Source organism: Pseudomonas sp. FG6, from assembly GCF_057809015.1.
In genome coordinates, this window is sequence record NZ_JBMDJD010000027.1 from 48831 (window position 1) to 74181 (window position 25351).

20 protein-coding genes are annotated in these 25351 nt (G+C 63.3%); 5 read left to right on the forward strand and 15 right to left on the reverse strand.

Annotated features, from left to right (window positions below; translation table 11 throughout):
- Positions 1-23: 23 nt before the first annotated feature.
- Positions 24-602 carry a Maf family protein gene (locus ACODSJ_RS17910; RefSeq protein WP_489102998.1) on the forward strand — a complete coding sequence of 193 codons (579 nt, stop codon included), beginning with the start codon at positions 24-26 and terminating at the stop codon, positions 600-602.
- Positions 603-795: 193 nt separating this feature from the next.
- On the opposite strand, the gene sppA is transcribed toward ACODSJ_RS17910, so the two are convergent.
- The 3 genes from sppA to rluC are packed head-to-tail and all read right to left on the reverse strand — an operon-like array spanning position 796 to position 3414.
- Positions 796-1785 (reverse strand): signal peptide peptidase SppA, encoded by a 990-nt coding sequence (gene sppA / locus ACODSJ_RS17915; protein WP_489102999.1) that lies wholly within the window; start codon positions 1783-1785, stop codon positions 796-798.
- 20 nt (positions 1786-1805) lie between these two features.
- Complete coding sequence (locus ACODSJ_RS17920) at positions 1806-2468, reverse strand: HAD-IA family hydrolase (protein ID WP_489103000.1); 663 nt, start codon at positions 2466-2468, stop codon at positions 1806-1808.
- Positions 2458-3414 (reverse strand): 23S rRNA pseudouridine(955/2504/2580) synthase RluC, encoded by a 957-nt coding sequence (gene rluC, locus ACODSJ_RS17925; protein WP_489103001.1) that lies wholly within the window; start codon positions 3412-3414, stop codon positions 2458-2460. Before rluC ends, ACODSJ_RS17920 begins: the two co-directional genes overlap by 11 nt.
- 712 nt (positions 3415-4126) lie before the next feature.
- On the opposite strand from rluC, the gene rne reads away from it, so the two are divergent.
- Positions 4127-7321, forward strand: a complete 3195-nt coding sequence (gene rne / locus ACODSJ_RS17930) for a ribonuclease E (RefSeq protein ID WP_489103002.1) — start codon at positions 4127-4129, stop codon at positions 7319-7321.
- A gap of 176 nt (positions 7322-7497) precedes the next feature.
- Here rne and ACODSJ_RS17935 read toward each other — a convergent pair whose 3' ends face one another.
- From ACODSJ_RS17935 to ACODSJ_RS17950, 4 genes are read right to left on the reverse strand one after another with little or no spacing between them, the layout of a single operon-like run.
- Positions 7498-8088: a nucleotidyltransferase family protein gene (locus tag ACODSJ_RS17935; protein WP_489103003.1), complete on the reverse strand. Its 591-nt coding sequence runs from the start codon at positions 8086-8088 to the stop codon at positions 7498-7500.
- An 18-nt stretch (positions 8089-8106) separates the two neighbouring features.
- Entirely contained in the window at positions 8107-9078 is a 972-nt protein-coding gene (locus tag ACODSJ_RS17940) for an XdhC family protein (RefSeq protein WP_489103004.1), read from the reverse strand.
- Positions 9078-11393 carry a xanthine dehydrogenase family protein molybdopterin-binding subunit gene (locus tag ACODSJ_RS17945; RefSeq protein WP_489103005.1) on the reverse strand — a complete coding sequence of 772 codons (2316 nt, stop codon included), beginning with the start codon at positions 11391-11393 and terminating at the stop codon, positions 9078-9080. The genes ACODSJ_RS17940 and ACODSJ_RS17945 overlap by 1 nt, the downstream gene beginning before the upstream one ends.
- A complete protein-coding gene (locus tag ACODSJ_RS17950; protein ID WP_489103006.1) occupies positions 11390-11860 on the reverse strand; it encodes a (2Fe-2S)-binding protein in 471 nt (156 codons plus the stop codon). Before ACODSJ_RS17950 ends, ACODSJ_RS17945 begins: the two co-directional genes overlap by 4 nt.
- Positions 11861-12537: 677 nt before the next feature.
- On the opposite strand from ACODSJ_RS17950, the gene ACODSJ_RS17955 reads away from it, so the two are divergent.
- The 3 genes from ACODSJ_RS17955 to ACODSJ_RS17965 are packed head-to-tail and all read left to right on the forward strand — an operon-like array spanning position 12538 to position 18319.
- Positions 12538-15249, forward strand: coding sequence for a type VI secretion system Vgr family protein (locus ACODSJ_RS17955; RefSeq protein WP_489103007.1), 2712 nt, complete (start codon positions 12538-12540; stop codon positions 15247-15249).
- Complete coding sequence (locus ACODSJ_RS17960; protein WP_489103008.1) at positions 15246-17054, forward strand: phospholipase D-like domain-containing protein; 1809 nt, start codon at positions 15246-15248, stop codon at positions 17052-17054. Before ACODSJ_RS17955 ends, ACODSJ_RS17960 begins: the two co-directional genes overlap by 4 nt.
- Positions 17054-18319 carry an SEL1-like repeat protein gene (locus ACODSJ_RS17965; protein ID WP_489103009.1) on the forward strand — a complete coding sequence of 422 codons (1266 nt, stop codon included), beginning with the start codon at positions 17054-17056 and terminating at the stop codon, positions 18317-18319. The genes ACODSJ_RS17960 and ACODSJ_RS17965 overlap by 1 nt, the downstream gene beginning before the upstream one ends.
- Positions 18320-18465: 146 nt before the next feature.
- Here ACODSJ_RS17965 and murB read toward each other — a convergent pair whose 3' ends face one another.
- The 8 genes from murB to ACODSJ_RS18005 all read right to left on the reverse strand — a co-directional run bounded on the left by murB (position 18466) and on the right by ACODSJ_RS18005 (position 25345).
- The gene (gene murB, locus ACODSJ_RS17970; protein ID WP_489103010.1) at positions 18466-19485 is read right to left on the reverse strand and encodes a UDP-N-acetylmuramate dehydrogenase; all 1020 of its coding nucleotides are present in this window, start codon (positions 19483-19485) and stop codon (positions 18466-18468) included.
- A complete protein-coding gene (locus tag ACODSJ_RS17975) occupies positions 19482-19946 on the reverse strand; it encodes a low molecular weight protein-tyrosine-phosphatase (protein ID WP_489103011.1) in 465 nt (154 codons plus the stop codon). Before ACODSJ_RS17975 ends, murB begins: the two co-directional genes overlap by 4 nt.
- Complete coding sequence (kdsB, locus tag ACODSJ_RS17980) at positions 19946-20710, reverse strand: 3-deoxy-manno-octulosonate cytidylyltransferase (RefSeq protein WP_489103012.1); 765 nt, start codon at positions 20708-20710, stop codon at positions 19946-19948. The genes ACODSJ_RS17975 and kdsB overlap by 1 nt, the downstream gene beginning before the upstream one ends.
- Positions 20707-20892, reverse strand: coding sequence for a Trm112 family protein (locus tag ACODSJ_RS17985; RefSeq protein ID WP_003179363.1), 186 nt, complete (start codon positions 20890-20892; stop codon positions 20707-20709). Before ACODSJ_RS17985 ends, kdsB begins: the two co-directional genes overlap by 4 nt.
- A 23-nt stretch (positions 20893-20915) precedes the next feature.
- A complete protein-coding gene (gene lpxK, locus ACODSJ_RS17990) occupies positions 20916-21926 on the reverse strand; it encodes a tetraacyldisaccharide 4'-kinase (RefSeq protein ID WP_489103013.1) in 1011 nt (336 codons plus the stop codon).
- Positions 21926-22354 carry an ExbD/TolR family protein gene (locus ACODSJ_RS17995; RefSeq protein WP_489103014.1) on the reverse strand — a complete coding sequence of 143 codons (429 nt, stop codon included), beginning with the start codon at positions 22352-22354 and terminating at the stop codon, positions 21926-21928. The genes lpxK and ACODSJ_RS17995 overlap by 1 nt, the downstream gene beginning before the upstream one ends.
- Positions 22351-22986: a MotA/TolQ/ExbB proton channel family protein gene (locus ACODSJ_RS18000; RefSeq protein WP_489103015.1), complete on the reverse strand. Its 636-nt coding sequence runs from the start codon at positions 22984-22986 to the stop codon at positions 22351-22353. The genes ACODSJ_RS17995 and ACODSJ_RS18000 overlap by 4 nt, the downstream gene beginning before the upstream one ends.
- Before the next feature lie 112 nt (positions 22987-23098).
- Positions 23099-25345 carry a DNA internalization-related competence protein ComEC/Rec2 gene (locus tag ACODSJ_RS18005; protein ID WP_489103016.1) on the reverse strand — a complete coding sequence of 749 codons (2247 nt, stop codon included), beginning with the start codon at positions 25343-25345 and terminating at the stop codon, positions 23099-23101.
- Positions 25346-25351 lie beyond the last annotated feature (6 nt).

The window sequence follows — 25351 nt, forward strand, 5'->3', positions numbered from 1 at the left end:
CCTCCTGCCTGTTGGAGATGTCTATGCTGCCTTTATTACTCGCTTCAAGCTCAGCCTATCGACGGGAATTGCTCTCCCGCCTGGGATTACCGTTCGTCTGCAGCTCGCCCGACATCGACGAAAGCCGGCACCCTGACGAGCCCGCCCTGGCGCTGGTAAAACGCCTTGCCCAGGAGAAAGCCCAGGCGCTGGCCGACAGCCATCCGGCACACCTGATCATCGGCTCGGACCAGGTCGCCGTGCTCGGCGAACGCATCCTGGGCAAGCCTCACACCTTCGAGAACGCCCGCGAACAACTGCTGGCGGCCAGCGGCGCCAAAGTCACGTTCCTGACAGGCCTGGCGCTGCTCAACAGCCAGACCGGCGCCTGCCAGGTCGACTGCGTTCCGTTCACGGTCAATATGCGCACACTGGATCCCGAGCGCGTCGAGCGCTACCTTCGGGCAGAACAGCCCTATGATTGCGCCGGCAGCTTCAAGGCCGAAGGATTGGGTGTGAGCCTGTTCCAGAGCACCGAGGGCCCGGACGCCACCAGCCTGATTGGCCTGCCGCTGATTCGCCTTGTGGATATGTTGCAGGCCGAAGGCGTGCAAATCCCCTGAAGGCCGTACCCGAGCACGGCTGCCCAGCTTATGGCGAGGGAATTAATGTGTGGGAGCAAGGCTTGCCCGCGATGCAGGCACCGCGATAGCGCAGGTTAGCCGCATTATCGTTTATCGCGAGCAAGCTTTGCTCCCACAGGCTTGCCCCTCACCTGCGAATCCCCTCGCCACAAAAAATCGCGAAACCAATGAGCTAGCGCAACGCCGGCCCCTGGAACCCCATCCACATCGCCAAATGCTCGGCAACACTGGCGCCCAGCTTTTTCGAGAAGCGATCAAACGGCGACTCTTCCACCGTGAAATCCACCAGGTCCTTCTGACCAATCACATCGCGCGCCACCGAACTGGCACTGCCCAGCCCGTCGATCAGGCCCAGCGACAATGCCTGCTCGCCCGACCAGACCAGCCCGGAGAACAATTCCGGATGATCCTTATCCTTCAACCGCTCTCCACGCCCCTTCTTGACGCTGGCAATGAACTGCTGGTGAGTCGTGTCGAGCACGCCCTGCCAAAATGCGGTCTCTTCAGGTTTCTGTGGCTGGAACGGATCCAGGAACGACTTATGCTCACCCGAGGTGTACACCCGACGCTCCACACCCAGCTTATCCATTGTCCCGACAAAACCATAACCGGTCGCCGTTACACCAATGGAACCCACCAAACTGGCCTTGTCGGCATAGATCTGGTCCGCCGCGCTGGCAATGTAGTAGGCGCCGGAGGCCCCGAGGTCGGAAATGACCGCGTAGACCTTGATCTCCGGGTTCAACCCACGCAACCGGACGATTTCGTCGTAAACGTACCCCGACTGCACCGGACTACCGCCAGGGCTGTTGATGCGCAGCACCACGCCCTTGACCTTCGGGTCTTCGAAAGCGGCCCGCAAGCTGGTCACGATGTTGTCGGCGCTGGCCGGTTCCTTGTCGGCAATCATGCCGTCGATAGTGATCAATGCGGTGTAGGCCGCCCCGCTCACGGCACGCTTTTCTACGCTCATCAGCGGCGTGAACAGCACCAGGGCAATAAAAAGATAAACAAACGTCAGCGACTTGAAGAAGATGCCCCAACGGCGAGAGCGACGCTGCTCCTGCACACCGGCCAGCAAGGTCTTTTCCAACAGCTTCCAGCTCTTGTCATCACCGCTTTGCGCGCTCGCCTTGGCCGGCGCCTTCCATTCATCGGTCATGCCTGCATCTCCAGTAAAACTTAATCGGTACGCCCGCTCAGCCAGGCGTGCAACTCAGGAAAATGATCAATAGCCAGCTGCGGCTCGAATGCTCGCAGCATCTCGATCGACTGCGCGCCGTAGCTGACAGCCACCGACCCCATGCCCGCATTGCGCGCCATCTGCAGGTCGAACGAGGAATCGCCGACCATCAAGGCCTGCTCCGGCCGCATGTCGCAGTACGCAAGAATCTGCTCCAGCATCAACGGATGCGGCTTGCTGGCGGTTTCGTCCGCGGCGCGGGTGATATCGAAGTAGTCGGCCCAACCATGGGACTTGAGCACGCGATCCAGCCCGCGCCGAGCCTTGCCGGTGGCAACTGCCAGGCGATACCCCTCGGCACGCAGGGCTTGCAGGGTACCGGCCACTCCCTCGAACAACGGAGAGGGCTCGGCGTCCAGTGCAATGTAGCGATCAGCGTAGTGCTGACGAAACTCCACCAGTGCCCCATCGTCGATTTCCGGATAGAGGCTGCGGATGGCTTCCGGCAGCCCAAGACCGATGATGCCCTTCACTGCAAGATCGTCGCACCGGGCGAACCCCATGCGGTCCGAAGCGACATGCATCGCCTCCACGATCCGACCCACGGAATTCGCCAGGGTCCCATCCCAATCGAAGATCAGCAGCTTGTAGTCAGGATGCACTCAACCGCTCCACGGTCTTGGACCACATGTCATCCACAGGGGCCTGCAATTTCAGCTCGCCACCATCGGGCAGCGGCACGGTGAGCATGTAGGCGTGGAGAAACAGGCGCTTGCCGCCCAGCTCGCGGATTTCCTTGGTGAAATCGTCATCGCCGTACTTGCTGTCACCGGCAATGCAATGCCCGGCGTGCAGGGTGTGGACACGGATCTGGTGGGTACGCCCCGTCACCGGCTTGGCCTCCACCAGGGTGGCGAAGTCGCCGAAGCGGCGCAGCACCTTGAAGATTGTCAGCGCCTCCTTGCCCTCCTCGTTGACCTCGACCATGCGTTCGCCGGAACGCAGGTTGCTCTTGAGCAGCGGCGCACGGACCTGCTTGACGGAGGTTTCCCAACGACCGCGCACCAACGCCATGTAGCGCTTGTCGACGCCATCGCCACGCAATTGCTCGTGCAGATGACGCAACATGCTGCGCTTCTTGGCAATCATCAGCAGGCCCGAGGTGTCGCGATCGAGGCGATGGACCAGTTCCAGCTCCTTGGCATCCGGACGCAACTGACGAAAGGCTTCGATCACGCCAAAATTCAGACCGCTGCCACCGTGAACCGCAATGCCCGCGGGCTTGTTGATCACGATCAGGGCTTTGTCTTCATAGACAATCGACGCTTCGAGGCGCTGCAGCAGGCCTTGGGCGACAGGCACCGGCTCATCACGCTCAGGCACGCGAACCGGCGGTACGCGCACGACATCACCGGCCTGGAGCTTGTATTCGGGCTTTATCCGACCTTTGTTCACCCGCACTTCGCCTTTACGCAAAATGCGGTAAATCAAGGTCTTGGGCACGCCTTTGAGCCGGGCCAGCAGGAAATTATCGATTCGTTGGCCGGCATATTCCGGCGAGACCTCGAGCAGTTGAACGCCAGGGGTCGAAGGGGCAGTAGTTGTCATGGCGGCGATCATAACAATTTTTTATGGAATTGAAGCACTTAATCATTGCTGCTATAGTCGCGAACGCCGCCAAAAGTGGCTGGACAGCGGACCAACGGTGAAAAACCGGCCCTGGCCAACGCAATTCACGAGGACGAGAGGCCGTCCTACGGGGCTTTTGCTACGTAACGGCAGAGTTTGCAGGTGTAACGAGCGCAGGTGACATGAGGCCTGAAATACGCCGCAAAGCAGAGTTCTGACTCGCCTTGCGCGCCACATTCACGGCCAGTTCACAAAGTGCAGTCAGTTGCAGACGACCCCGAGCGAGAGCTTCGGAAACAACGCCCGAATTAGCCATGATGCGTGACCTCCCCCTTCGGAGCTCACGGTAAATGCCAACCCGCTGCGGATTCTGCGCGCGGCAGCACCCGAATTATCAGGGATACGTGTAGGGTGGAGATGTACAACCGTCGGACTGTGTAGCACCAGGGTATAACGCCTAGGCTTGTATTTAGACGCTTCATATCGTCCACAGCGTCGGTTGATTCCTCCTCCTGACTGAGTGCTTGAGTACCAGCAAGCAGGACGCGTCCGTCGCGACTTCGCCATCCTTGGATCGAACTCGCTGGACACTGGAATGGCCCAGCCACTTCCATGACGCACCTGACACCGACCGTGAGAAGTCGTGTGTGCCGAACGCCGTTTCCGGCAGCCCGGAAACCGACGGTACTACATGAAAAGAATGCTGATTAACGCAACTCAACCCGAAGAGTTGCGTGTTGCACTGGTAGACGGCCAGCGCCTCTACGACCTGGATATCGAATCCGGTGCACGCGAGCAGAAGAAGGCCAACATCTATAAAGGCCGGATTACTCGTATCGAACCAAGCCTCGAGGCTGCCTTTGTCGATTTCGGCTCCGAGCGCCATGGCTTCCTGCCCCTCAAGGAAATCTCCCGCGAGTACTTCAAGAAAGCTCCCGAAGGCCGCGTCAACATCAAGGAAGTCCTGAGCGAAGGCCAGGAAGTCATCGTTCAGGTCGAAAAAGAAGAACGTGGCAACAAGGGCGCAGCCCTGACCACCTTCATCAGCCTGGCCGGTCGTTACCTGGTCCTGATGCCGAACAACCCGCGTGCCGGTGGTATCTCCCGCCGCATCGAAGGCGAAGAGCGCAACGAGTTGCGCGAAGCCCTCAATGGCCTGGTCGCACCTGCCGACATGGGCCTGATCGTGCGCACCGCCGGCCTTGGTCGCAGCAGCGAAGAAATGCAGTGGGACCTCGACTACCTGCTGCAGCTGTGGACCGCCATCAAAGAAGCCTCGCTGGATCGCTCCGCGCCGTTCCTGATCTATCAGGAAAGCAACGTGATCATCCGCGCCATCCGCGACTACCTGCGCCAGGACATCGGCGAAGTGCTGATCGACAGCGTCGAAGCCCAGGATGAAGCCCTGACCTTCATTCGCCAGGTGATGCCGCAGTACGCCAGCAAGATCAAGCTCTACGAAGACAGCGTCCCGCTGTTCAACCGCTTCCAGATCGAAAGCCAGATCGAAACCGCCTTCCAGCGCGTCGTCGAACTGCCGTCGGGCGGCTCCATCGTCATCGATCCGACCGAAGCCCTGGTGTCCATCGACATCAACTCGGCCCGCGCCACCAAAGGCAGCGACATCGAAGAAACCGCCCTGCAGACCAACCTTGAAGCAGCCGAGGAAATCGCCCGTCAGTTGCGCCTGCGCGACATCGGCGGCCTGATCGTCATCGACTTCATCGACATGACCCCGGCCAAGAACCAGCGCGCCGTGGAAGAAAAGGTCCGTGAGTGCCTGGAAGCCGACCGCGCCCGCGTACAAGTCGGCCGTATCTCGCGCTTCGGCCTGCTGGAAATGTCCCGTCAACGCCTGCGCCCATCCCTGGGTGAAAGCAGCGGCATCGTCTGCCCACGTTGCAACGGCACCGGCATCATCCGTGACGTCGAGTCGCTGTCCCTGGCGATCCTGCGCCTGATCGAAGAAGAAGCCCTGAAAGACCGCACCGCCGAAGTCCGTGCCCAAGTGCCGATCCCGGTGGCCGCGTTCCTGCTCAACGAAAAACGCAACTCGATCACCAAGATCGAACTGCGCACCCGCGCCCGTATCGTGATCCTGCCGAACGATCACCTGGAGACGCCGCACTTCGAAGTGCAGCGCCTGCGCGACGACAGCCCGGAAGCCCACAACAACCAGTCCAGCTACGAAATCGCTGCTGCCGCTGCCGAAGTGGAAGAAGTCCAGCCAGCGGCCGCGACCCGCACTCTGGTTCGCCAGGAAGCCGCGGTCAAGACCGCCCCGGCCCGTGCCAACGCTCCGGTTCCGACCGAAGTCGTCGCACCGGCACCTGCACCGGTCGCCGCGCCTGAGCCGAGCCTGTTCAAAGGCCTGGTGAAGTCCCTGGTCAGCCTGTTCGCTACCAAGGAAGAGCCTGTCGCTCCGGTCGTCGTCGCCAAGCCTGCCGCTACCGAGCGCCCGGCCCGCAACGAAGAACGCCGCAACGGTCGCCAGCAGACCCGCAACCGCAACGGTCGTCGCGACGAAGAGCGCAAGCCTCGCGAGGAACGCGCACCGCGTGAAGAACGTGCGCCACGTGAGCCGCGTGAAGAACGCCAGCCTCGTGAAGCCCGCGAGGAAGCGCCAGCCGTAGCCCGCGAAGAACGTGCACCGCGTCCGCCGCGTGAAGAACGCCAGCCTCGTGCACCGCGTGAAGATCGCAAGCCTCGCGGCGAGCGTGAAGAGCGTGTTCGCGAACTGCGCGAACCACTGGATGCCGCCCCGACCGTTGCTGCGGTTGCTGCCGTTGCCGCCACCGCTGAAGAGCGTCCGGCTCGCCCGCCTCGTGAAGAGCGTGCACCGCGTCCGCCACGTGAAGAGCGTCAACCACGCGCCGAACAGGCTCCTGCCGCTGCCAGCGAAGAAGAAGTGCTCAATGCCGAGGAGCAACTGCCGGAAGACGGCCAGGAGAACGCCGAAGGCGATCGTCCACGCCGCCGCTCCCGTGGTCAGCGTCGTCGCAGCAACCGTCGTGAGCGCCAACGCGACGCCAACGGCAACGTGATCGAAGGTTCGGAAGAGTCCGAATCCACCGAGAACGGTGAAGCGCCAACCGCTGGGGACCTGGCCGCTGGCCTGGCCGTGACTGAAGCCGTTGCCAGCAGCGTGATCAGCGCCCCGGCCGAAGCCCAGGCTCACGAGCAAGCCGAACGCGCCACCGCTGCGGTGGAAAACGCCCCGGTTGAAGCACCTGTTGTCGAAGCCACCGCCCCGGTAGAAGCCACCGCGTCGCCAGAAGTGGAACTGGCACCGGTCCGCGAAACCCAGCCAGAAGCCGCCGCCGAGCCTGCACCGGTCGTCGAGGCAGCCGTGGTTGCCGCCGAACCGGTCGTCGAAGCACCGGCCGAGGACAAGGCAGCAGCGCCAACCCGTGAAGAGCAGACGGCGTTCAACTGGACTGCGGAGCCCGCTGCACCGGCCCCGGTTGTCGAGCCGGAGCCGGCTCCAGAGCCCGTGAAAGCGGCCGAGCCCGAAGTGGTCGTAGCGGCTCCAGCGGTCGAAGCAGCCGTGGTTGCCGAAGCACCTGCGCAAGAGCCTGCACCTGCCAGCACCCTGACCTCGAACGGCCGTGCGCCGAACGATCCGCGTGAAGTGCGTCGTCGCAAGCGTGAAGCCGAGCGTCTGCAGAAGGAAGCCGAACAAACGGCGGCCGCTGCTGCTCAAGCGCCTGCTGCCGAGCCAGCTCCGGTCGTGGAAGAAGTCGCCGAGGCAGCCCCTGCCCCGGTCGCTGAAGCCCCGAGCGAATCGGCTCCGGTGATCGAAGAACCTCAGCAAGCTGCTGAAGAAATCGCACCGCGCCACACTGAAGTCTTGGAAAAAGAGCACGAGCCTAAACCTCACGCCTGATTCCATCGCTCAATGAAAAGCCCCGCTTGGTGATGCCAGGCGGGGCTTTTTTATGCCTCCAAGTTATCCACTGCACTGTCGGAACGACCACAGCATTACAGCCAAGCACCCATCAACCTGTGGGATGGGTGGTAACCACAGAACTGCCGGCATTCAAAGGAACTGTGCAGCCGCTGTTATTTGAACGTCAGCGCCTCGGGCACATCGATATCCCAGGTTACGCCGGGATCGTCCACGGCCACCTCGACCACCCTCGCCCCGGCAAACAGCACCTTGGCACCACGGTCCCCCGTCAGCGCCATCAGTTTCGGCCCAAACTCACGACCGAAGCCCACAGGATGCCCATATTCACCGGCCAGCACCGGCACGCTGATGCCATCCTCGCGAATCCCCGCCACGACGCGCTCGATGCTCGACGGCAGGATAAATGGCATATCACCCAGCACCATCAGCCAGCCATCAAGCTCCGCACATGCCTGCACACCGGCGGCGATGCTGTCGCCCAGTCCGGGCGAGTCCAGTTCCACGAACTCGCATCCATAGGCCTGGGCCATGCGAATAGCCTGGGGGCGATCCGGGCTCGTCACCAGCACGCGTTTTTCCAGAGTGGCCGGCAAGTTCACCAGCACCTGCTCGATCACGGATCGCACGGCACCGTCACGCCCTGTGCAGTCGGCCAGCAATTTATCCTTGTCCGGGCCTGCCACCTGGCGAAAACGGCTGCCCGCGCCAGCCGCCAGGATGATCACGCCTATCGAATCTGCCATGTGCCCTCCTTGCCGCGTTTACAGCGGCTTTTTCTGCCGCAGTTCGACGCCATTCTTGATCGCCACGATTTCCGCCAGCAGTGACAAGGCAATCTCCGCCGGCGTGTGGCTGCCTATATGCAGACCGATCGGCCCGTGCAGGCGTTCAATGGCGCTTGCGGACAAGCCTAACTGAGCCAGGTTGTCCCGCCGCTTGCGGCTGTTGACCTGCGAGCCCAGGGCGCCGACATAAAACGCCTTGGAGTCCAGAGCCGTGAGCAGCGCCATGTCGTCCAGGCGCGGATCGTGGGTCAAGGCGACAATCGCCGTACGCTCGTCGGTCTGGATGCTCAACACCGCTTCGTCAGGCATGCCCGAGACGAAGCGACCCTGCTGCTCTTCCCAGCCGTAGACGAACTCCTTGCGCGGATCGCAAATCAGCACTTCGAAATCCAGCAGCCGGGCCATCTCCGCCACGTAGCGCGACAGCTGCCCGGCACCGATCAGCAAAAGCCGCCAGCGTGGACCATAAATCGCCCGCAAAACCTGCCCATCGAACACTAAAGCATCGGTCTTGCTGGCGGGTGTCAAAACCACTTGGCCGCTGGCGACCGTCAGTTCACGGGCGACGATTTCATGGGCTTCGCAGCGCTCCAGCAGATGAGCGACCCAATGCGGATCGCCCACGCGCTCCTCGGTCAGGCGCAGAGTGCCGCCACACGGCAGGCCGAAGCGCGCCGCCTCCTCGCGGGTGACGCCGTAGGTGATCAGTTGCACCGGCGGACCGTCCACCGGAATGCGGCCGTCGTGCAGCCGGGCGATCAGGTCATCCTCGACACAACCGCCCGACACCGACCCCATCACCACGCCATCTTCGCGCAGGGCCAGCATCGCCCCGGGCGGTCTTGGCGCGGAGCCCCAGGTCTGGACCACGGTGAACAACACCACACGCTGCCCGGCGCGGCGCCACTCGAGCACGCTGCGCAGGACGTTCAGATCAACACTGTCCATCAGGCCTTGGCCTGCTGCCAGCCCTGCAACTGATAACGCACAGGCAGGTCACGGATGCGTTTGCCGGTGGCGGCGAAAATCGCGTTGCACAGCGCCGGCGCAATCGGCGGCACGCCCGGCTCGCCGACACCGCCCAACGGCACCTCGCCCGGTGGCGTGACCAGATGCACCGCCACCTCCTTGGGTGCCAGGGACATGCGCGCTACTTCATACATGTGGAAGTTGTCCTGCTGGACCTTGCCGTCCTTGAAGCTGATCTCCCCCACCATCGCATTGCCCAGGCCCATGACGCAGGCGCCTTCGAACTGGGAGCGAATGCGCTCGGGGTTGATCTGCGGGCCGCAATCCACGGCGATGTCCGCCTTGTGCACGATTACCGTGCCGTCGTCCTTGACCTCCACTTCGATCACAGCGGCGACGTAGGTCACGAAACTGTAATGCACCGCCAATCCCAGGCCACGCCCCTTGGGCAGATCGCGGCCCCAACCGGCGGCCTTCGCGGCGGTTTCCAGCACCGTGCGGATCCGCGCGGTATCGATCGGATAACGCTCGGGGGACTCACCGTAGTTCCATTCCTCGCTCAAGGTCCGTGGATCGATCTTGCGGTCCGGCCCCAGCAACTTGATCTGGTACTTCAGCGGATCCTGGCCAGCCTTGTGGGCCAATTCGTCAATGAAACTCTGGATCGCGAACCCGTGGGGAATGTTCGACACCGAGCGGTACCAACCGACGCGCGCATGGGCCACCGCTTCCGGGTTTTCCAGGCGCAGGTTGGGAATCGCGTAGGCCATGTTGGTCACGCCCATGCCCACTTCGAACGGCGCTTCGTGGGTCATGCCCGGGGCGAACAAAGCCGTGATGCTCGGGGCCACGGTGCGGTGCAGCCAACCGGATGGCATGCCATCCTGGCTCAGTCCTGCCTTCAGGTACTCGGCCGACACGGTGTGGAAATACGAATGGTGGATATCGTCCTCGCGGGTCCATTGCACCCGCACGGCCTGGCCTGGAAACTCCTTGGCCAGCACCGCCGCTTCAAGGACGAAATCGGGTTTGGACTTGCGTCCGAAACCGCCCCCCAACAGCGTGATGTTCACCGTGACCTTGTCGAAAGGGATGCCCAGGCGTTCGGCGATGCGCTCGCGAGTCACCTGCGGCGCCTGGCTCGGCGCCCAGGCTTCGCACTGGCCATCCTTGAACCGGGCGACGGCCACCATCGGCTCCATGGGGGATTGGGACAAGTGCGGCAGGTAATACGAAGCCTCCAGGGTCGAGTCGGCCTTGGCCAGGGCGTCGTCGACGTCGCCGCTGCTGCGCACGACTTTTCCAGGCTTGAGGGCGGCCGCTTCCAACTCCTTGCGATAGGCAATAGAGTCATAACCGGCATTCGGGCCGTCGTCCCACTCGATTTTCAGCGCTTCGCGGCCCTTGATCGCCGCCCAGGTGTTCTTCGCCACCACGGCAACGCCACCCAACGGTTGGAATTTGGACGGCAGCGGACGCCCTTCGATCGACACCACCTTGACCACGCCCGGTACTTTCAACGCCGCGCTGCTGTCCACGGTCTTGACCTTGCCGCCATAGACCGGCGGACGTGCCACGACGGCATAGAGCATGCCGTCGAAATGCACATCGGCACCGAACACCGCACGGCCATTGACGATATCCGCGCCGTCGATGGCACGGGTGGCTTCCTTGCCGATGTAGCGAAACTCCGAAGGCTGCTTGAGGCGCAGGCTGTCCCGCGCCGGCACCGGCAAGGCACTGGCGGCAGCGGCCAACGCGCCGTAGCCCAGCTCGCGACCGGAAGGCTGGTGCAGCACTTTGTGCAACTGGGCCCGGCATTCAGTGACCGGAACCTGCCACTGCGCTGCGGCGGCCTGTTCCAGCATGGTCCGGGCAGCGGCGCCGCAACGGCGCATTGGTTCGTACCAATGGCGCATGCTGCGCGAGCCGTCGGTGTCCTGGTTACCGAAACGCGCCTCGTCGGCCGGTGCCTGGCGCACCTTGACCTGCACCCAGTCGGCCTCCAGTTCGTCGGCCACCACCATGCTCAGGCTGGTGCGCACGCCCTGGCCCATTTCCGAACGGTTGCAGATCACCGTCACACTGCCATCGGCGGCAATGCTCACGTAGACCTTCGGATCATCGACCGCGCCGTGGGGCATGCCCTCGGCCCCGAATTTTTTCTCCTCGGCGAACGCATCCGGCAGGCCCCAACTGGCGGCCAATACCAACACACCGGTCGCACTCGCGCCTTTGAGAAAGCCACGACGACTGAGGTTGCTCAGCACAAAATCATTGGGCAAGCGGCTCATGCCTTGGCCTCCTTCAGGTGGGTGGAGGCCTGGCGGATGGCGGTCTTGATGCGGTTGTAGGTGCCGCAACGACAAATGTTGCCAACCATCGCCTCCTCGATCTGCTCGTCGCTCGGATTGGGATTGCTCTTGAGCAAAGCGGTGGCCGACATGATCTGCCCACCCTGGCAGTAACCGCACTGGGCCACGGCCGTATCGAGCCAGGCCTGCTGCACGACTTGCCCGACCGGGTCGGCGTGAAGCCCGTCGATGGTGCTGATGTCCTGCCCTTTCACCGAACCGATCGGCGTGATGCAACTGCGCGCCGGCGCGCCGTCGATGTGGATGGTGCACGCGCCGCACAGGCCCATGCCGCAGCCGAACTTGGTGCCGTTGTAACCCGCCACATCGCGGATCGCCCACAACAGCGGCATGTCCTCGGTCACATCCAGTTGATGGTCTTTTCCATTGAGTTTCAGGGTAATCATGGGCACGCCCGCACAGTGTTCGAGTGATGGGGTCGAGCCATCTGCCGCTTGGGTGACAGGTCGATGCGCAGACTGGCTCAGGCTGATCAGGCTCTCTTATGCACACGCCAGCAGGCGTCTGCACCGGGCCCTCAAGGGGAATAAATTAACCCAGGACCTGGCAAAACGCCCTGCACAATCCTGCATAAATGATCTGCCCAGGACCGTGCCGCGCCCTTTTACTGAATTCGACCCCCCGATGCTGTTCACCTAAGACCGCCAACAACCCCGTGGCGAGGGAGCTTGCTCCCGCTGGGCCGCAAAGCGGCCCCAAACCCTGCCGAATACGCAGCACCAGACACACCACCCCCGCCAGCCCACACCAACTTCGCCCAAGGCGGCGGATCGACCGAACGGGAATAAACCGGTCTTTGCGTAGGACCGCTCCTAAGAAACTCGCAATTTCGTTATAGGACGCGTCTGAAACGTCTCCAGACGGGCAAATTACCTACGCCAAAAAATGGAACTCTCCGCTGAAACTCTCACACGCTAATCCGCCAAAAAAACGCAAACCCGACCATGGGGAAATTTGCTTGTCCCATGTTCGCCCGGCTGGAGTAACAAGGAATGTTTTCAACAATGTTAGGCGGCGATGCTAGCCCGGATGCAACGCAAGGCGTTGCCACGGAGGACGCCGAATGAACATGAACGTGCGCACCTTCTTCGACCACAGCCGCCACACCCTGGAGGTCTACAAACTCGACGCTCGACTCGACGTCCTGGCCTTCGAGGGTGACGAGCACCTGAGCCGGCCCTACCTCTACCGTGTGGAGTTCACCTGCACCGAGCGCGACCTGGCGGCCACCGACCTGCTCAACCAGGACGCGGATTTTTGCCTCTACCCCCTGCCGCCACCGCCGACGCCCAAGGGCTTCAAGCCGCCGGAGATCAAACCGCTGCGCACCTTCCATGGCGTGGTCACCGGGTTCAAGCGCCTGTCCGGCTCCAAGGATGAAGCGCGCTATGAAATCACTCTGCAACCGCGTTTCGCGCTGCTGGGGCGGGGCAAGCAGTTTCGGATTTACCAGCACCAGTCGGTGCCGCAGATCGTCGAGCACATCCTGCGCACGCGCCACGACTTCGAGGGCTACCACTTCCACTTCAAGCTGGTACGCGAGTACCCCCGGCGCGAGCAGGTCATGCAGTACGACGAAAGTGACCTGGCCTTCATCGACCGCCTGCTGGCCGAGGTCGGCATCTGGTATCGCTTCGTCAGCCACGAGCGGGTGAACTTCGACGTGGTGCACTTCCACGACGACCAACGCCATTACCAACGCAACGTTACATTGCCGTGTCGCTCGCCGTCGGGGTTTGCCGGCCAGGGGCAGGACGCGGCCTGGAACCTGCAAACGGCCCATCAGGTGGTGGAGCAGCACATTGATTTTCGGGCCTATCACTACCGCGATGCCCACGCTTTCCTGGACGGCGAGGTCGACCAGACCCGCGGCGCCAAGAGTACCTACGGCGAGGCCTATCACTACGCCGAACCCTACCGGGAGCTGGGCGACCGCTACGACCAGGACGAAGACCTGCAAAGCGAAAGCGGCTTTTTCTACGCGCGCCTGCGCCACGAGCGCTACCTCAACGCGCAGACCCACCTGCACGGCACCACCAGCAGCGCGACCTTGGCGCCGGGCCAGAGGCTGGAAATCACCGGCGGCGCGCCCCAGGCCTTCGAGCCCGACGCGGTGATTGTCGGCCTGCGCACCGAGGCGGCCCGCGACCGCAGTTTCATCGCCACCTTCCAGGCCATTCCCTATTCGGAAACGGTGTGCTTCCGCCCACCGCTGCCGCCCAAACCCTGCATCAGCGGCACCCTCCCGGCCCGCATCAGCCACCCGGAAGCCAACGCCCCCTACACCGACCTCGATTTCGAAGGCCGCTACCGCGTGCGCTTCCTGTTCGACCGCGACACCTGGAAACCCGGCCAAGCCAGCCTCTGGCTGCGCCTGGCCCGACCCTACGGCGGCGACACCTACGGCTTGCATTTCCCCCTGCTGGCCGGCACCGAAGTGGCCGTCGCGTTCGAACAGGGCGACCCGGACCGTCCCTACATCGCCCACGCCCTGCACGACAGCGACCACCCCGACCTGGTCACCGCACGCAACGAACGCCGCAACGTGCTGCGCACCCCGAGCAACAACAAACTGCGAATGGACGACACCCGTGGGCAGGAACACATCAAGCTCAGCACCGAGCACAGCGGCAAGAGCCAGTTGAACCTGGGGCATCTGGTGGATGCCGAGAAGAAAAAACGCGGCGAAGGGTTTGAACTGCGCAGCGATGGCTGGGGGGCGATTCGGGGTGGCAAGGGGGTGTTTATCAGTGCGGATGAGCAGGTCAAGGCTCAAGGTCCGGTCCTTGACATGAGCAACGCCATCGACCGACTGCAGCAGGCCGGCGAGCAGTTGAAGAGCCTTTCCGATGACGCCCAGGCCGCCAATGCCGAGTCGGCGGATGTCGCCGCACAACTGCAACTGCTGCGACAGGACCTGGATCAACTCAAATCCTCAGTCCTGCTGCTCAGCGCCCCGCAAGGCATCGCCCTCACCAGCGGCAAGCACCTGCAACTGGCGGCGCAACGCAACCTGATGCTCAACGCCGGGGGCGCAGCCGACATCAGTGTAGCCAAGCGCCTGTTCATCGGCGTGGGCCAGGGGGTGAGCCTGTTCGTGCGCAAGCTGGGTCTCAAGCTGATCGCCAACCACGGGCCGATCAGCATCCAGGCGCAGAACGACAAGCTGGAACTGATGGCACGTCATGGGCTGGAGATCACCAGTACCGAAGACGAGATCCGCATCGTGGCGAAGAAAAAAATCACCCTGAACGCGGGGGGTAGCTACATCACGCTGGATATGGGGGGCCTCGAGTCGGGGACTGCGGGGGATTTCGTCGTCAAGTCAGCGAATTTCGCATATGTGCCAGGCGCTACCGGCATGAAGGCCGCACACCCGGACTACCCGCAGCGCTTGTCCAAACAACCGCTGCGTCTGCGCCTGCCCCAATCGCCCAACGCATTGAGTAACGGTTGGGCGGGGATGCCTTACACGCTCATGGCCGATGGCGTGCCACTCCAGCAAGGAGTGCTCGACGACAGTGGGCAACTGCTGATCGACCATCAGACCATCACCCGGGACTACCAAATGGTGATGGCCAACGGCGTGACTTACCAACTGCCGATACCCACCGAGTACCGCAATGCCGAGCAGGCGCACCTGGCCAACCGTGGCTTGCATAACCATCGCTCACAGACCGATGCCGAAGTGAATGCACCCGCGACGCATACAGACCACCGTGCGCTGTATGCCGCCCTGATGAACGACCTCAACCACAAGGAACAAACTCAGTGATCTCATCGAACATTGTGGTGCCCGTCGCTTTCCAGCACACCGAGGAAGCCATTTGCACCCCGCCCTGGTACGTGCACAACACCGAATACCACCCCGTGCCGGCCAGTTATCAACCGCTGGTCAACGGTGAAGAAACCTTCAAGGCCGTGCACGAAGCCATCGCCGCAGCCCAAAAGAGCATCGACATCGTCTGCTGGGGCTTTCAGCCGTCGATGTATTTCATCCGCGACGGCAAAGCGCCGTGCATTGGCGACCTGCTCATGACCAAGGCCCGCGAAGGCGTCGAGGTGCGGCTGCTGGGGTGGGAGATGCCATTCAACACCGCAGGCTTTGCCGGTGAGTCCAACTTGCCCGGCAAAGGCAGGATCCGCCTCTGGGACCGCAAGCTCCAGCCCTCCACCGAAGAGCAGTATGCCTTGGATCGCCAGTGGTTCGCGACCTGCGCGGTCGCGGACCACGAAGCCGCGCAACGCATCCCCGGCAAACTGCCGGTGTTCGTCAGTCGCGGTTTCGATCTGGATGAACGAGGCGAGATCGCCCACTGGGTGAAATATGAAAGCCTCGACAGCGAAATCAGCACCCGCATGCGCCAAACGCTGCGGCTGACGGCCACCCATCACCAGAAAAGTGTCCTGGTGGACTACGAACTGCCGGACCGTGCGGTCGGCTTCGTCATGGGCCACAACATGCTCGACGAATATTGGGACACCGACGAGCATTCGGCCCTGAACCGTTCCAAGGACAGCAAACCCGCCCCCGACCGTGGCCCGCGCGGCGACACCCCGCGCCAGGACATCTCCTGCCAGGTCAGCGGACCGGTCCTGGAACACCTGCACCACAACTTCGCCAGCGCCTGGCGCAAGGAAACCGGTGAAGACCTGCTCGCCTCACGCCAGTCCTTGGAAGTGGGGAAACAGCTCTACCCCCTGGGCAAAGGGCAGATGGCGCAGATCCTGCGCACCCAGCCCCAGGCGGGCAAGCGCGATATCGAGCACCTCTACTTCAAGGCCATCAATAACGCGACCCAGTTCATCTACATCGAGAACCAGTATTTCCGCTGGCCGCCACTGTCCGAGTTCATCAAAAAAGTCGCCGCCACGCTGACCAAGGCCGGTCGCGACCCCGGCCTGCACGGCGACCTGCACCTGTTCGTGGTCACCAACGACACCGAAGACGGCGTCGGCGCCGGCAGCCTGAACACCCAGCGCATGCTCGAAAGCCTGGGGCGTGCCGACACCATCCAGAGCGTGACCAAAGTGCGGCGCATCAAGGAACTGGAACGCCAGATGCCACCCCAGCCCCGCCCCCCCGAGCGGCATGACCCGCTGGGCAAATGGGAACTGGCGAAATGGGAGTACGAGTTCAATCGCAAGGCCCGCAAGATCATGGATGACGCCGTAATGCCGGAGGAAATACCCGGCCTGAAAGTGCATGTCTGCTCGCTGGTGGCCCCCGATTCGCTGGCGGGCAAACCCTGGATGCCGGTGTACATCCACTCCAAGCTGATGATCGTCGACGACGTCTTCACCACCCACGGCTCGGCCAACATCAACACCCGCAGCATGCAGGTGGACAGCGAACTGAACATTGCCCACGAATGGGCGAGCGTGACCCAGGCGTTGCGGCGGCGGTTGTGGGGGCTGCATACGGATGAAAAGGGCTCGCAGGATGATGCGGGGAAGGCGTTCAAGGTTTGGCAGGAGATCATCGACGGGAACAAAAAACTACGATCGGATGAAAAAGCACCTGAGGCTTCCCTCGTTGAGTTCAGCTACAAAAAAGCCACTCTAAGCAATCTCGACTGATGCACTGGCGCACGCTCTTCCTGTTGCCCTGCCTGCTGCTAACCGCCTGCGACGGTCGCAGCTCCTCGACCTACCTGAAAAAGGCCCCTTACATGCCACCGCTCACCCAGATCAAGGCCAACCTGGCGTTTACCTGTGCCCACGAACAGATTCCCCCGGCGCCAGAAGACGCCGATGTGCTGTTCCAGTACGCCCGTTGGCTGCAAAAGAACAACCTGCTCAAGCAGGACCAAACCGTGGACGGCGAGATCGAGCGGTTGTACCGCATCGCCGCCGAAAATGGCCACTACAAAGCCAACATCAACCTGCAGAATGGCGGCATGCGCGGTCGGTTCCAGGTGCGCGGCGCCGAGCAATTGCGTCTGAGCCAGGCCCTGATCGACGCGGGCGTGGCGACGGGCTATTACTTCGTCGGGATCCTCCTGCAACAGGGAGCGGCGGGGTTGAAGGATGACCCGTACATGGCCCTGCGCTATTTCCGCAAGGCGGCCGACGAGGGCAGTGCACTGGCCCAGTACGAGGTGGCAGAAAAACTGGCGCCCATCAGGATTGCCCCGGACGTGGCACGACAGATGCGCCGCTGTGCGGCTGAACAGGGACATGGCGATGCGGCAAGGGCGCTTGGCGTTGATTTTTTAATAGACGGACATTACCAAGAAGCACTCGAAGCCTTTCAACTGGGTGTCGCCGGTGGCGATAGCACTTCGGCTTTCAAACTGAGCCATGTTTTTCGTAACCCATTACCCTCCGATAGATTGCGTTACCTAGGGCAACCGGAAGACCTTGAGCGCGCTCAGCGATATGAGCAGATTAGCGACGTGCTAGGCGGCTACTCCTACGCCAACCCCTCCGTCCCCGAAATCAACGACATCCTCCCCTTGCCACCCGCCGAGTTACCCGAGTGGGACGGCAAGCTGCAATGGCTCGAAGCCCGCCTGGCCAACGTCCCGCCGCCAAAGCCCAGCGAAGCGCTGATCCGCAAGCTGGCCGAAGCCAAGCGCCTGGAGCCGGAAACCGGCCGGTCCACGCCCGCCTCCCCGAACTTCATCCGGGCGGACTACTCCTCCGCACCGACATGCCACAGCGGCCAGCCTTGCCCGCAAACCGGTTACTGGAAGGCCAGCGACTACACCGGCGCGCCCCGGCGCTTCGAACAGGGCCAGATCATGCCGCTGCTGAACGTGCGTCATCACCACCGCCGTTTCCTCCTGCCGGATCGAATCACGGTGGGCGAAGAAAAGGTTGAATGGAGGCTTTATGGATGATGTGCCGGCCAGGTGCCGGACCATAGGTGAATTGCCAAAGGTCATCCCACGCTCAAAGAGAACGGTGTGCCGATTGCCTTCAAAATCTCAATCACCAACTTGCCTTGGAGCACAATCGGCGATGCCCGTACGACATCGCCGATTGCTCAATACCGATTCGGCTCCATCTCCAGCTCAACCTGGAACCGTTCGGCGATATCTTTCTGAATGCGCAAGGCCAAATCCAGCAATTGCGGGCCGGTGGCGCTGCCGTAGTTGACCAGCACCAATGCCTGCAATGCATGCACCCCGGCGTCCCCCTCGCGAAAGCCCTTCCAACCGGCCCGTTCGATCAGCCAGCCGGCGGCGATTTTCATCTGTCCTTCGGGCTGTGGATAAGCCACCAGGTCAGGGTATTGCTGCTTGAGGTGGGCCACGTGGCTGGCCGCTACCAGCGGGTTCTTGAAGAAGCTGCCCGCGTTGCCCAGTACGGCCGGGTCGGGGAGTTTTTCGCTGCGGATGCTGCAAATCGCCCGGCTCACGTCCATGGGCGTTGCCTGGTCGATGCCTTGTTCAGTCAGCCGTTGGCGGACCGGGCCGTATTCCAGTTGCAGGTGTGCGACACGACTGAGGGCGAAACGCACCCGCAGGATCAGCCAGCGACCCGTTTGCTGCTTGAACAGGCTGTCGCGGTAGGCGAAACGGCACTCGTCGAGGCTGAACTCGCGCAGCTCACCGGTCTGGCGATCCAGCGCGGTGAGGCCGACGAAAACGTCCTTGATCTCCACGCCGTAGGCGCCGATGTTCTGCATCGGCGCCGCGCCGACGGTCCCGGGGATCAGGCTGAGGTTCTCCAGGCCCGACCACCCTTGCGCCAGCGTGTGCTGGACGAATGGGTGCCACGGTTCCCCGGCCTCGGCTTCGATCACCACCCGCTCGCCGTCGTCGCTGAGCAGACGGATCCCCCGGCTGGCCATGCGCAGCACCAACGCATCGATGTCGCCGGTCAGCAGCAGGTTGCTGCCGCCACCGATCACCAGCAGCGGCACGTCATGCTCGCGGGCATAGGCCAGCGCCTGGCGTACATCGCCGTCGTCATGGGCTTCGGCGAACAAGCGGGCGCGGACGTCCACGCCGAAGCTGTTGAAGGGCTTGAGGCTGACGCCCGCCTGTACTTGCAAGGTCATAACCGCCCCTTCAATTCGATCACCAGACGATCCGTGGCGCGCTCGATCAGGTCCAGCACGTGTTCGAAACCCTGCTCGCCGTCGTAGTACGGGTCCGGCACATCGTCGAGTTCAGCTTCGTAGCGGCGCAGGAACAGGTCCAGCTCGGCCCGGCCATCGGCCGGTTGCAGCGCCTTGAGATTGCGCAGATTGTTGCCGTCCATGGCCAGGATCAGGTCGTAGGTGGCGAAATCAGCGCGCGACACCTGCCGGGCGCGCTGGGCCGACAAGTCGTAGCCGCGCCTCAGGGCCGCGGCCTGGCTGCGCTTGTCCGGGGCCTTGCCGACGTGCCAGTCACCGGTGCCGGCGGAAGCGACTTCCACCTGTTCGGCCAACCCGGCCTCGCGCAACTTATGACGCAAGATGCCTTCGGCGGTGGGCGAGCGGCAGATGTTGCCGAGGCAGACGAACAGAACCCGCATCAAGCCTCCAGCAGGCGACGGACGCGCTCGAGGTCTTCAGGCGTGTCGACGCCGGTCGGCGGTGCAATCAGCGCATCGGCGACGTGGATCCGCACGCCGTGCCACAAGGCTCGCAACTGTTCCAGGGATTCGGTGTTTTCCAGCCAGCACGGGCCCCAGGCGACGAAGTCCTGGAGGAAACCGGCGCGGTAGGCGTAGATGCCAATGTGACGGCGATACGGCACGCCTTGGGGCAACACGTCGCGGTCCTGGGCAAATGCGTCCCGGGCCCAGGGCAACGTCGCGCGGCTGAAGGTCAGCGCCAGGCCATTGAGGTCACTGACCACCTTGACCACGTTGGGATTGAACAGGGTTTGCACATCCTCGATCGGCTCGGCCAGGGTGGCCATGCGCGCTTCGGTGTGGGCCGCCAAATTCGCGGCGACCTGGTCGATCACGCTGGGCGGGATCAACGGTTCGTCGCCCTGCACATTGACGACGATGGCGTCAGGGGCCAGGCCGAGTTTTTCGGCTACCTCGGCCAGGCGATCGGTGCCGGAGTTATGGTCTTCGCGGGTCAGGACCACTTCGGCGCCGAAACCTTTGCAAGCCTCGACGATGCGCGCATCGTCGGTCGCCACCACCACGCGCTGGGCGCTGCTCTTGCAGGCCTGTTCCCACACATGCTGGATCATCGGCTTGCCAGCGATCGACAGCAACGGCTTGCCGGGCAAACGCGTCGAGGCGAAACGCGACGGAATGACAACGGTAAAGGCCGCGGTCATTTATCCAGGCGCTCGTCGGTGGTCAGGGTGCGGGCTTCGCTTTCGAGCATCACCGGGATGCCGTCGCGAATCGGGTAGGCCAGGCCGGCCCCCTTGCTGATCAACTCGGTCTTGTCGGCGCTGAGCTTGAGCGGGCCTTTGCAGACCGGGCAGGCCAGGATATCGAGCAGTTTGGTGTCCATGAAATTCCCCTGGGTAAAAAGAGTTAAGGCAAAAGCCGATCCGGCAGCAGGCGCATCAATTGCGTATCGAACCAGGCCACGAAGGCCGGCGATGGCGCTGCATCCACTGCCAGGTACCACCAGTCGGGCGCGGCGAAGGCACGGCATTTGACCGCGTCCTTCTCCGTCATGATCACCGGCAGCGGCGGCATGAAATTCAAGGTCTGGGCACTGTATTCGGCGTGGTCGGCAAACGCGTGCGGGATTGGCCGCCAGTGTAGCGTTTCGAGGGTCTTGAAGAAACGCCCAGGATTGCCGATGCCAGCCACGGCGTGTACGGCCTGGTCGGGTGGAAAATGGTCAAGAGGGCGTCGCTCGCCACTGGCCAGGTTCACCAGGGCGGTGGGGCGCAGCTCGAAGGCGAAGCCATCGTCGCGGTCGGCGCGGGCACCGTTGTACAGCACCGCGTCGACCGATTGCAGGCGCTCGACGGGCTCGCGCAACGGGCCGGCCGGCAGGCAGCGCCGGTTGCCCAGGCCGCGGGCGCTGTCGATCAGCACCAGCTCGAGGTCCCGGGCCAGCCGATAATGCTGCATGCCGTCATCGGACAGGATCAGGTCCAGCGGCTCGGCCGCCAGCAACGCCTGGACCGCGCGGCTGCGATCGGGATCGATCATCAATGGCACACCGGTGCGCTGGACGATCAGTAGCGGCTCGTCGCCCGCGACGTCCGCGCCCTGCTCGGCCTCGACCCGCCACGGCAGTTGCGGCGGCTTGGCGCCATAGCCCCGGCTGACCACCCCGACCCGCAAGCCGCTGTGTTGGCAGTGCTGGATCATCCACAGGATCAGCGGCGTCTTGCCGGTGCCACCGACCGTGATATTGCCGACCACCACCAACGGCACCGCAGGCTGGTAGATGGCCCCTTCACCGGCCAGGAAGCGCTCACGCTTGCCGACCACCACCCGCCGGTACAGCCACTCCAGCGGGCGCAACAGCGTCAGGGCTGGGTGCCCGTCATACCACGCGGCAAGCAATCGATCGGACATGGCCATCAGGGTGCCGGCGCCGCCTCGACCGTGGTCATGCGCAAATGGCTGAAGCCGAGCTTGCCGGCCGCGTCCATGGCGGTGATCACGGATTGATGAGGCGTCTTGCCATCGGCGCTGATGGACAGCGGCAGATTGGTATCGCCGCCGGACTCCTGCTGCAAGGCCTCGATCAGGCTCGCCAGGTCGCTCTTGGGCAGCAATTGGTTGTTCACCGAGAACGCCCCTTCGGCGCTGATGGTGATTTCCAGGTTCTTGAGTTGCTGGTCTTCGGCCGGTGAACCGCTGACGGCTTGCGGCAATTCAACCTTGAGCTGGGTTTCCCGGGTGAACGTGGTGGTCACGACGAAAAACAGCAACAGGATGAACACCACGTCGATCAGCGACGCGAGGTTGATGTCGATGGTTTCCCGTGGCTTGCGGCGGAACTTCACTTCTTGCTCCCGGCCAGGTCCACGTCACGGTCACCCTGCACCACCTCGACCAGCTTGATGGCTTCCTGCTCCATGCCGACCACCAGTTCGTCGATGCGACGCTGCAGGAACCGGTGGAAGAATACCGCCGGGATACCCACCATCAGGCCCGAGGCCGTGGTGATCAAGGCCTTGGAAATACCCCCCGCCAACACAGCGGCGTTGGTGGTCATGCCGGAGCTGGTGAATGCGCTGAAAATGTCGATCATCCCCAGTACCGTCCCCAGCAGGCCCAGCAATGGAGACATCGCGGCAATGGTGCCCAGGGCATTGATGTAGCGCTCCAGTTCATGGATGACCCGGGCGGCGGCTTCCTCGATGCACTCCTTCATGATCTCGCGACCGTGCTTGGAGTTTGCCAGCCCCGCAGCGAGGATTTCCCCCAGGGGCGAACTGGCCCGCAGCTCCTTGAGCTTGTCCTTGTTCAGTTGCTTGTCCTTGATCCAGACCCAGACCTGCCCGACGAGATGCTCCGGGGCCACGCGACTGGCTCGCAGGGTCCACAAACGCTCGGCAACGATACCCAGCGCCGCGATGGAACTCAGAATAATCGGCAACATCATCCAACCGCCGGATTTGACCAATTCCCACACAGTGACTGCCCCCTTGAAAAAGTGCGCCACTTTAGCACACAGACTCGCCTTGCAGACCCGACCGCCGGTAAGGTCCTAGGGTTCGTACAAAGCCTCGACCGGTTGAGCCAGATCACTTTCTTTGCGGCGGCCCGGCCGGCGGCGGGTCGCGCCAGTAACGCCGCCGGCCGGCCTGGGTGCGGGGTGACTCGAAGGCCCCCAGTTGCAGACGAATGGCGCCCTGCTCGGCGCTGTCGTAGATGGCCATGCCGGAGCGCCGATACCGGGCCAGTACTTGCGGATGGGGATGGCCGAACGCATTGCCGCGCCCGCGGGAAATCAACACCGAGTGAGGCGCAAGCCCCGCCAGCAAGGCCATGGACGATGAGCTACGACTGCCGTGGTGAGGAGCCGCCAGCCACTGGACCGGCACCACCAGGGGACTGTCGAGCAAGGCGCGCTCGGCGTGGGTGTCGATGTCGCCGGTCAGCAGCACGCGCTCACCGCCGGCCTCCACCAGCAAGACACAGGATTTCTGGTTGCTTTCGCGGGCAGACGCCCATCGCCACAGCGTGAACCTGACCCCGTCCCATTCCCAGCGCTCGCCACTGTCACAAGGCCCGGCCTGCAGCTCGTCGGGCAGCCCGGCGGGATCGCCGCTGACGATCCGCGCCGTCGGCAATCCGTTGCGCACGGCCTGGGCACCGCCGGCGTGATCGGCGTCGGCATGGCTGAGCAGCATCACATCCAGTCCACGCACGCCAAGCTTGTGCAGGGTGGGGAGCACGACGCGCGCGCCCACATCGGCGTCGCCAAAGCGCGGCCCGGCGTCGTAGAGCAAGCTATGACGCCGGGTCCGCACCAGCACCGCCAGCCCTTGGCCGACGTCCAACTGCCAGATTTCAGCTTGCCCTTGCGGCACCTCTTCCCTGGGCGGAACGACCATCAGCAGCAACATCGGCCACCCCAGCAGGCGCAGCGGCACGCCCTTGGGCAATAGCAACAGAAACGCACCGAAGGCGGCCAGCAGCCAGGTCCACAAGGGGATCGAGGCGGGTATCCAGGCCGGCATCCACCCCGCAACCAGGGTCAGCCCCTTGAACAGCAGGTCAAGCAAACCGCCGGCAATCCACAGCAGCCCTTCCCCCACGAACGGCACCGGCAACGACACGGTGCCCAGCAGCGCCAGAGGCAACACCAGCAGGCTGATCCAAGGCACCGCCAGCAAGTTCACCAGCGGCCCACTGAGGCTGATCGGCAAACCCAGTATCAACAGCAACGGGCACAGCCCGACCGCCACCAGCCACTGTGCCCGGGTCCAGGTCTGCCACCAGCGCCAGGGCCCCAGCCGTCCGCCGAAGGTGAACATCAGCACAGCGACGGCGGCAAACGATAACCAGAACCCCGGTCGCAAACTGGCCAGCGGATCGAACAACAGCACGCCCACCAAGGCCAGCAACCATGCCCACCACGGGTCCGCCTGTCGGAAGCGCAAGCGCCACAGCAACACCAGCCCGATCATGGCGCAGGCCCGTCGTACCGGCACCTCGAACCCTGCCAGCAAGCCGTAGCCCAGGGCCGCGGTGAAGGCCAGCGCACACGCCCAGGGCAACCACGCCAGGTTCGTCGGCCACAGGCCATGGCGCGCCGCACCGGCCACCAACAGGTACACCAGGCCGGCAAGCAGGCCGATGTGTTGCCCGGAAATCACCAGTAGATGAACCGTGCCGGTGTCCTGCAACACTTGCCAGTCCGCCCGACTCAAACCGGTGCCGTCGCCCAGCACCAATGCCGCCAGCGCACCGGAACGGCCTTGGGCATCGACGCTGGCCAGCGCCTGCCGCATCCCATCACGCCACGCCCCCCGGGCCGGTTGCAGGAGATAACCCGCCTTGACCGAGCCGGTCGCGCCGATGCCCCGACTCAACAGCCAGGCCTCATGATCAAAGCCATCCGGGTTCAGCAGCCCGGCGGGGCGCTTGAGCTTCACCGCCAAGCGCCAGCGCTCGCCGCTGCTGACCGACGGACCACCGAACCAGGCCAGGCGCATCATCGAGGGCAGCCGGGTGCGGCGCGATTGGGCATCGGCCAGCTCAAAGCGCACCACGCCATCGCCCTGTTGCGGCAAACCGACGACGCGCCCTTCGACCCAGCGGGTTTCTCCGTCCAGCACGGCGGGCAGCCGATCATCCAGCGCCCACTGTGCCGACAGGCAAGCCCACGCCACGCCCAGCAGGAAAAAACCCAGCGGATAGGTTCGAAACGGCAACGCCATCAGCGCCAGCAGCGACATGGCGGCCATCAGCCACAACGGCGGCAGTGCCGGAAAAAAAACCGGGGCCAATAGCCCCAGTGCAAGCGCGATCAACCCTGTGCGCATAACCCG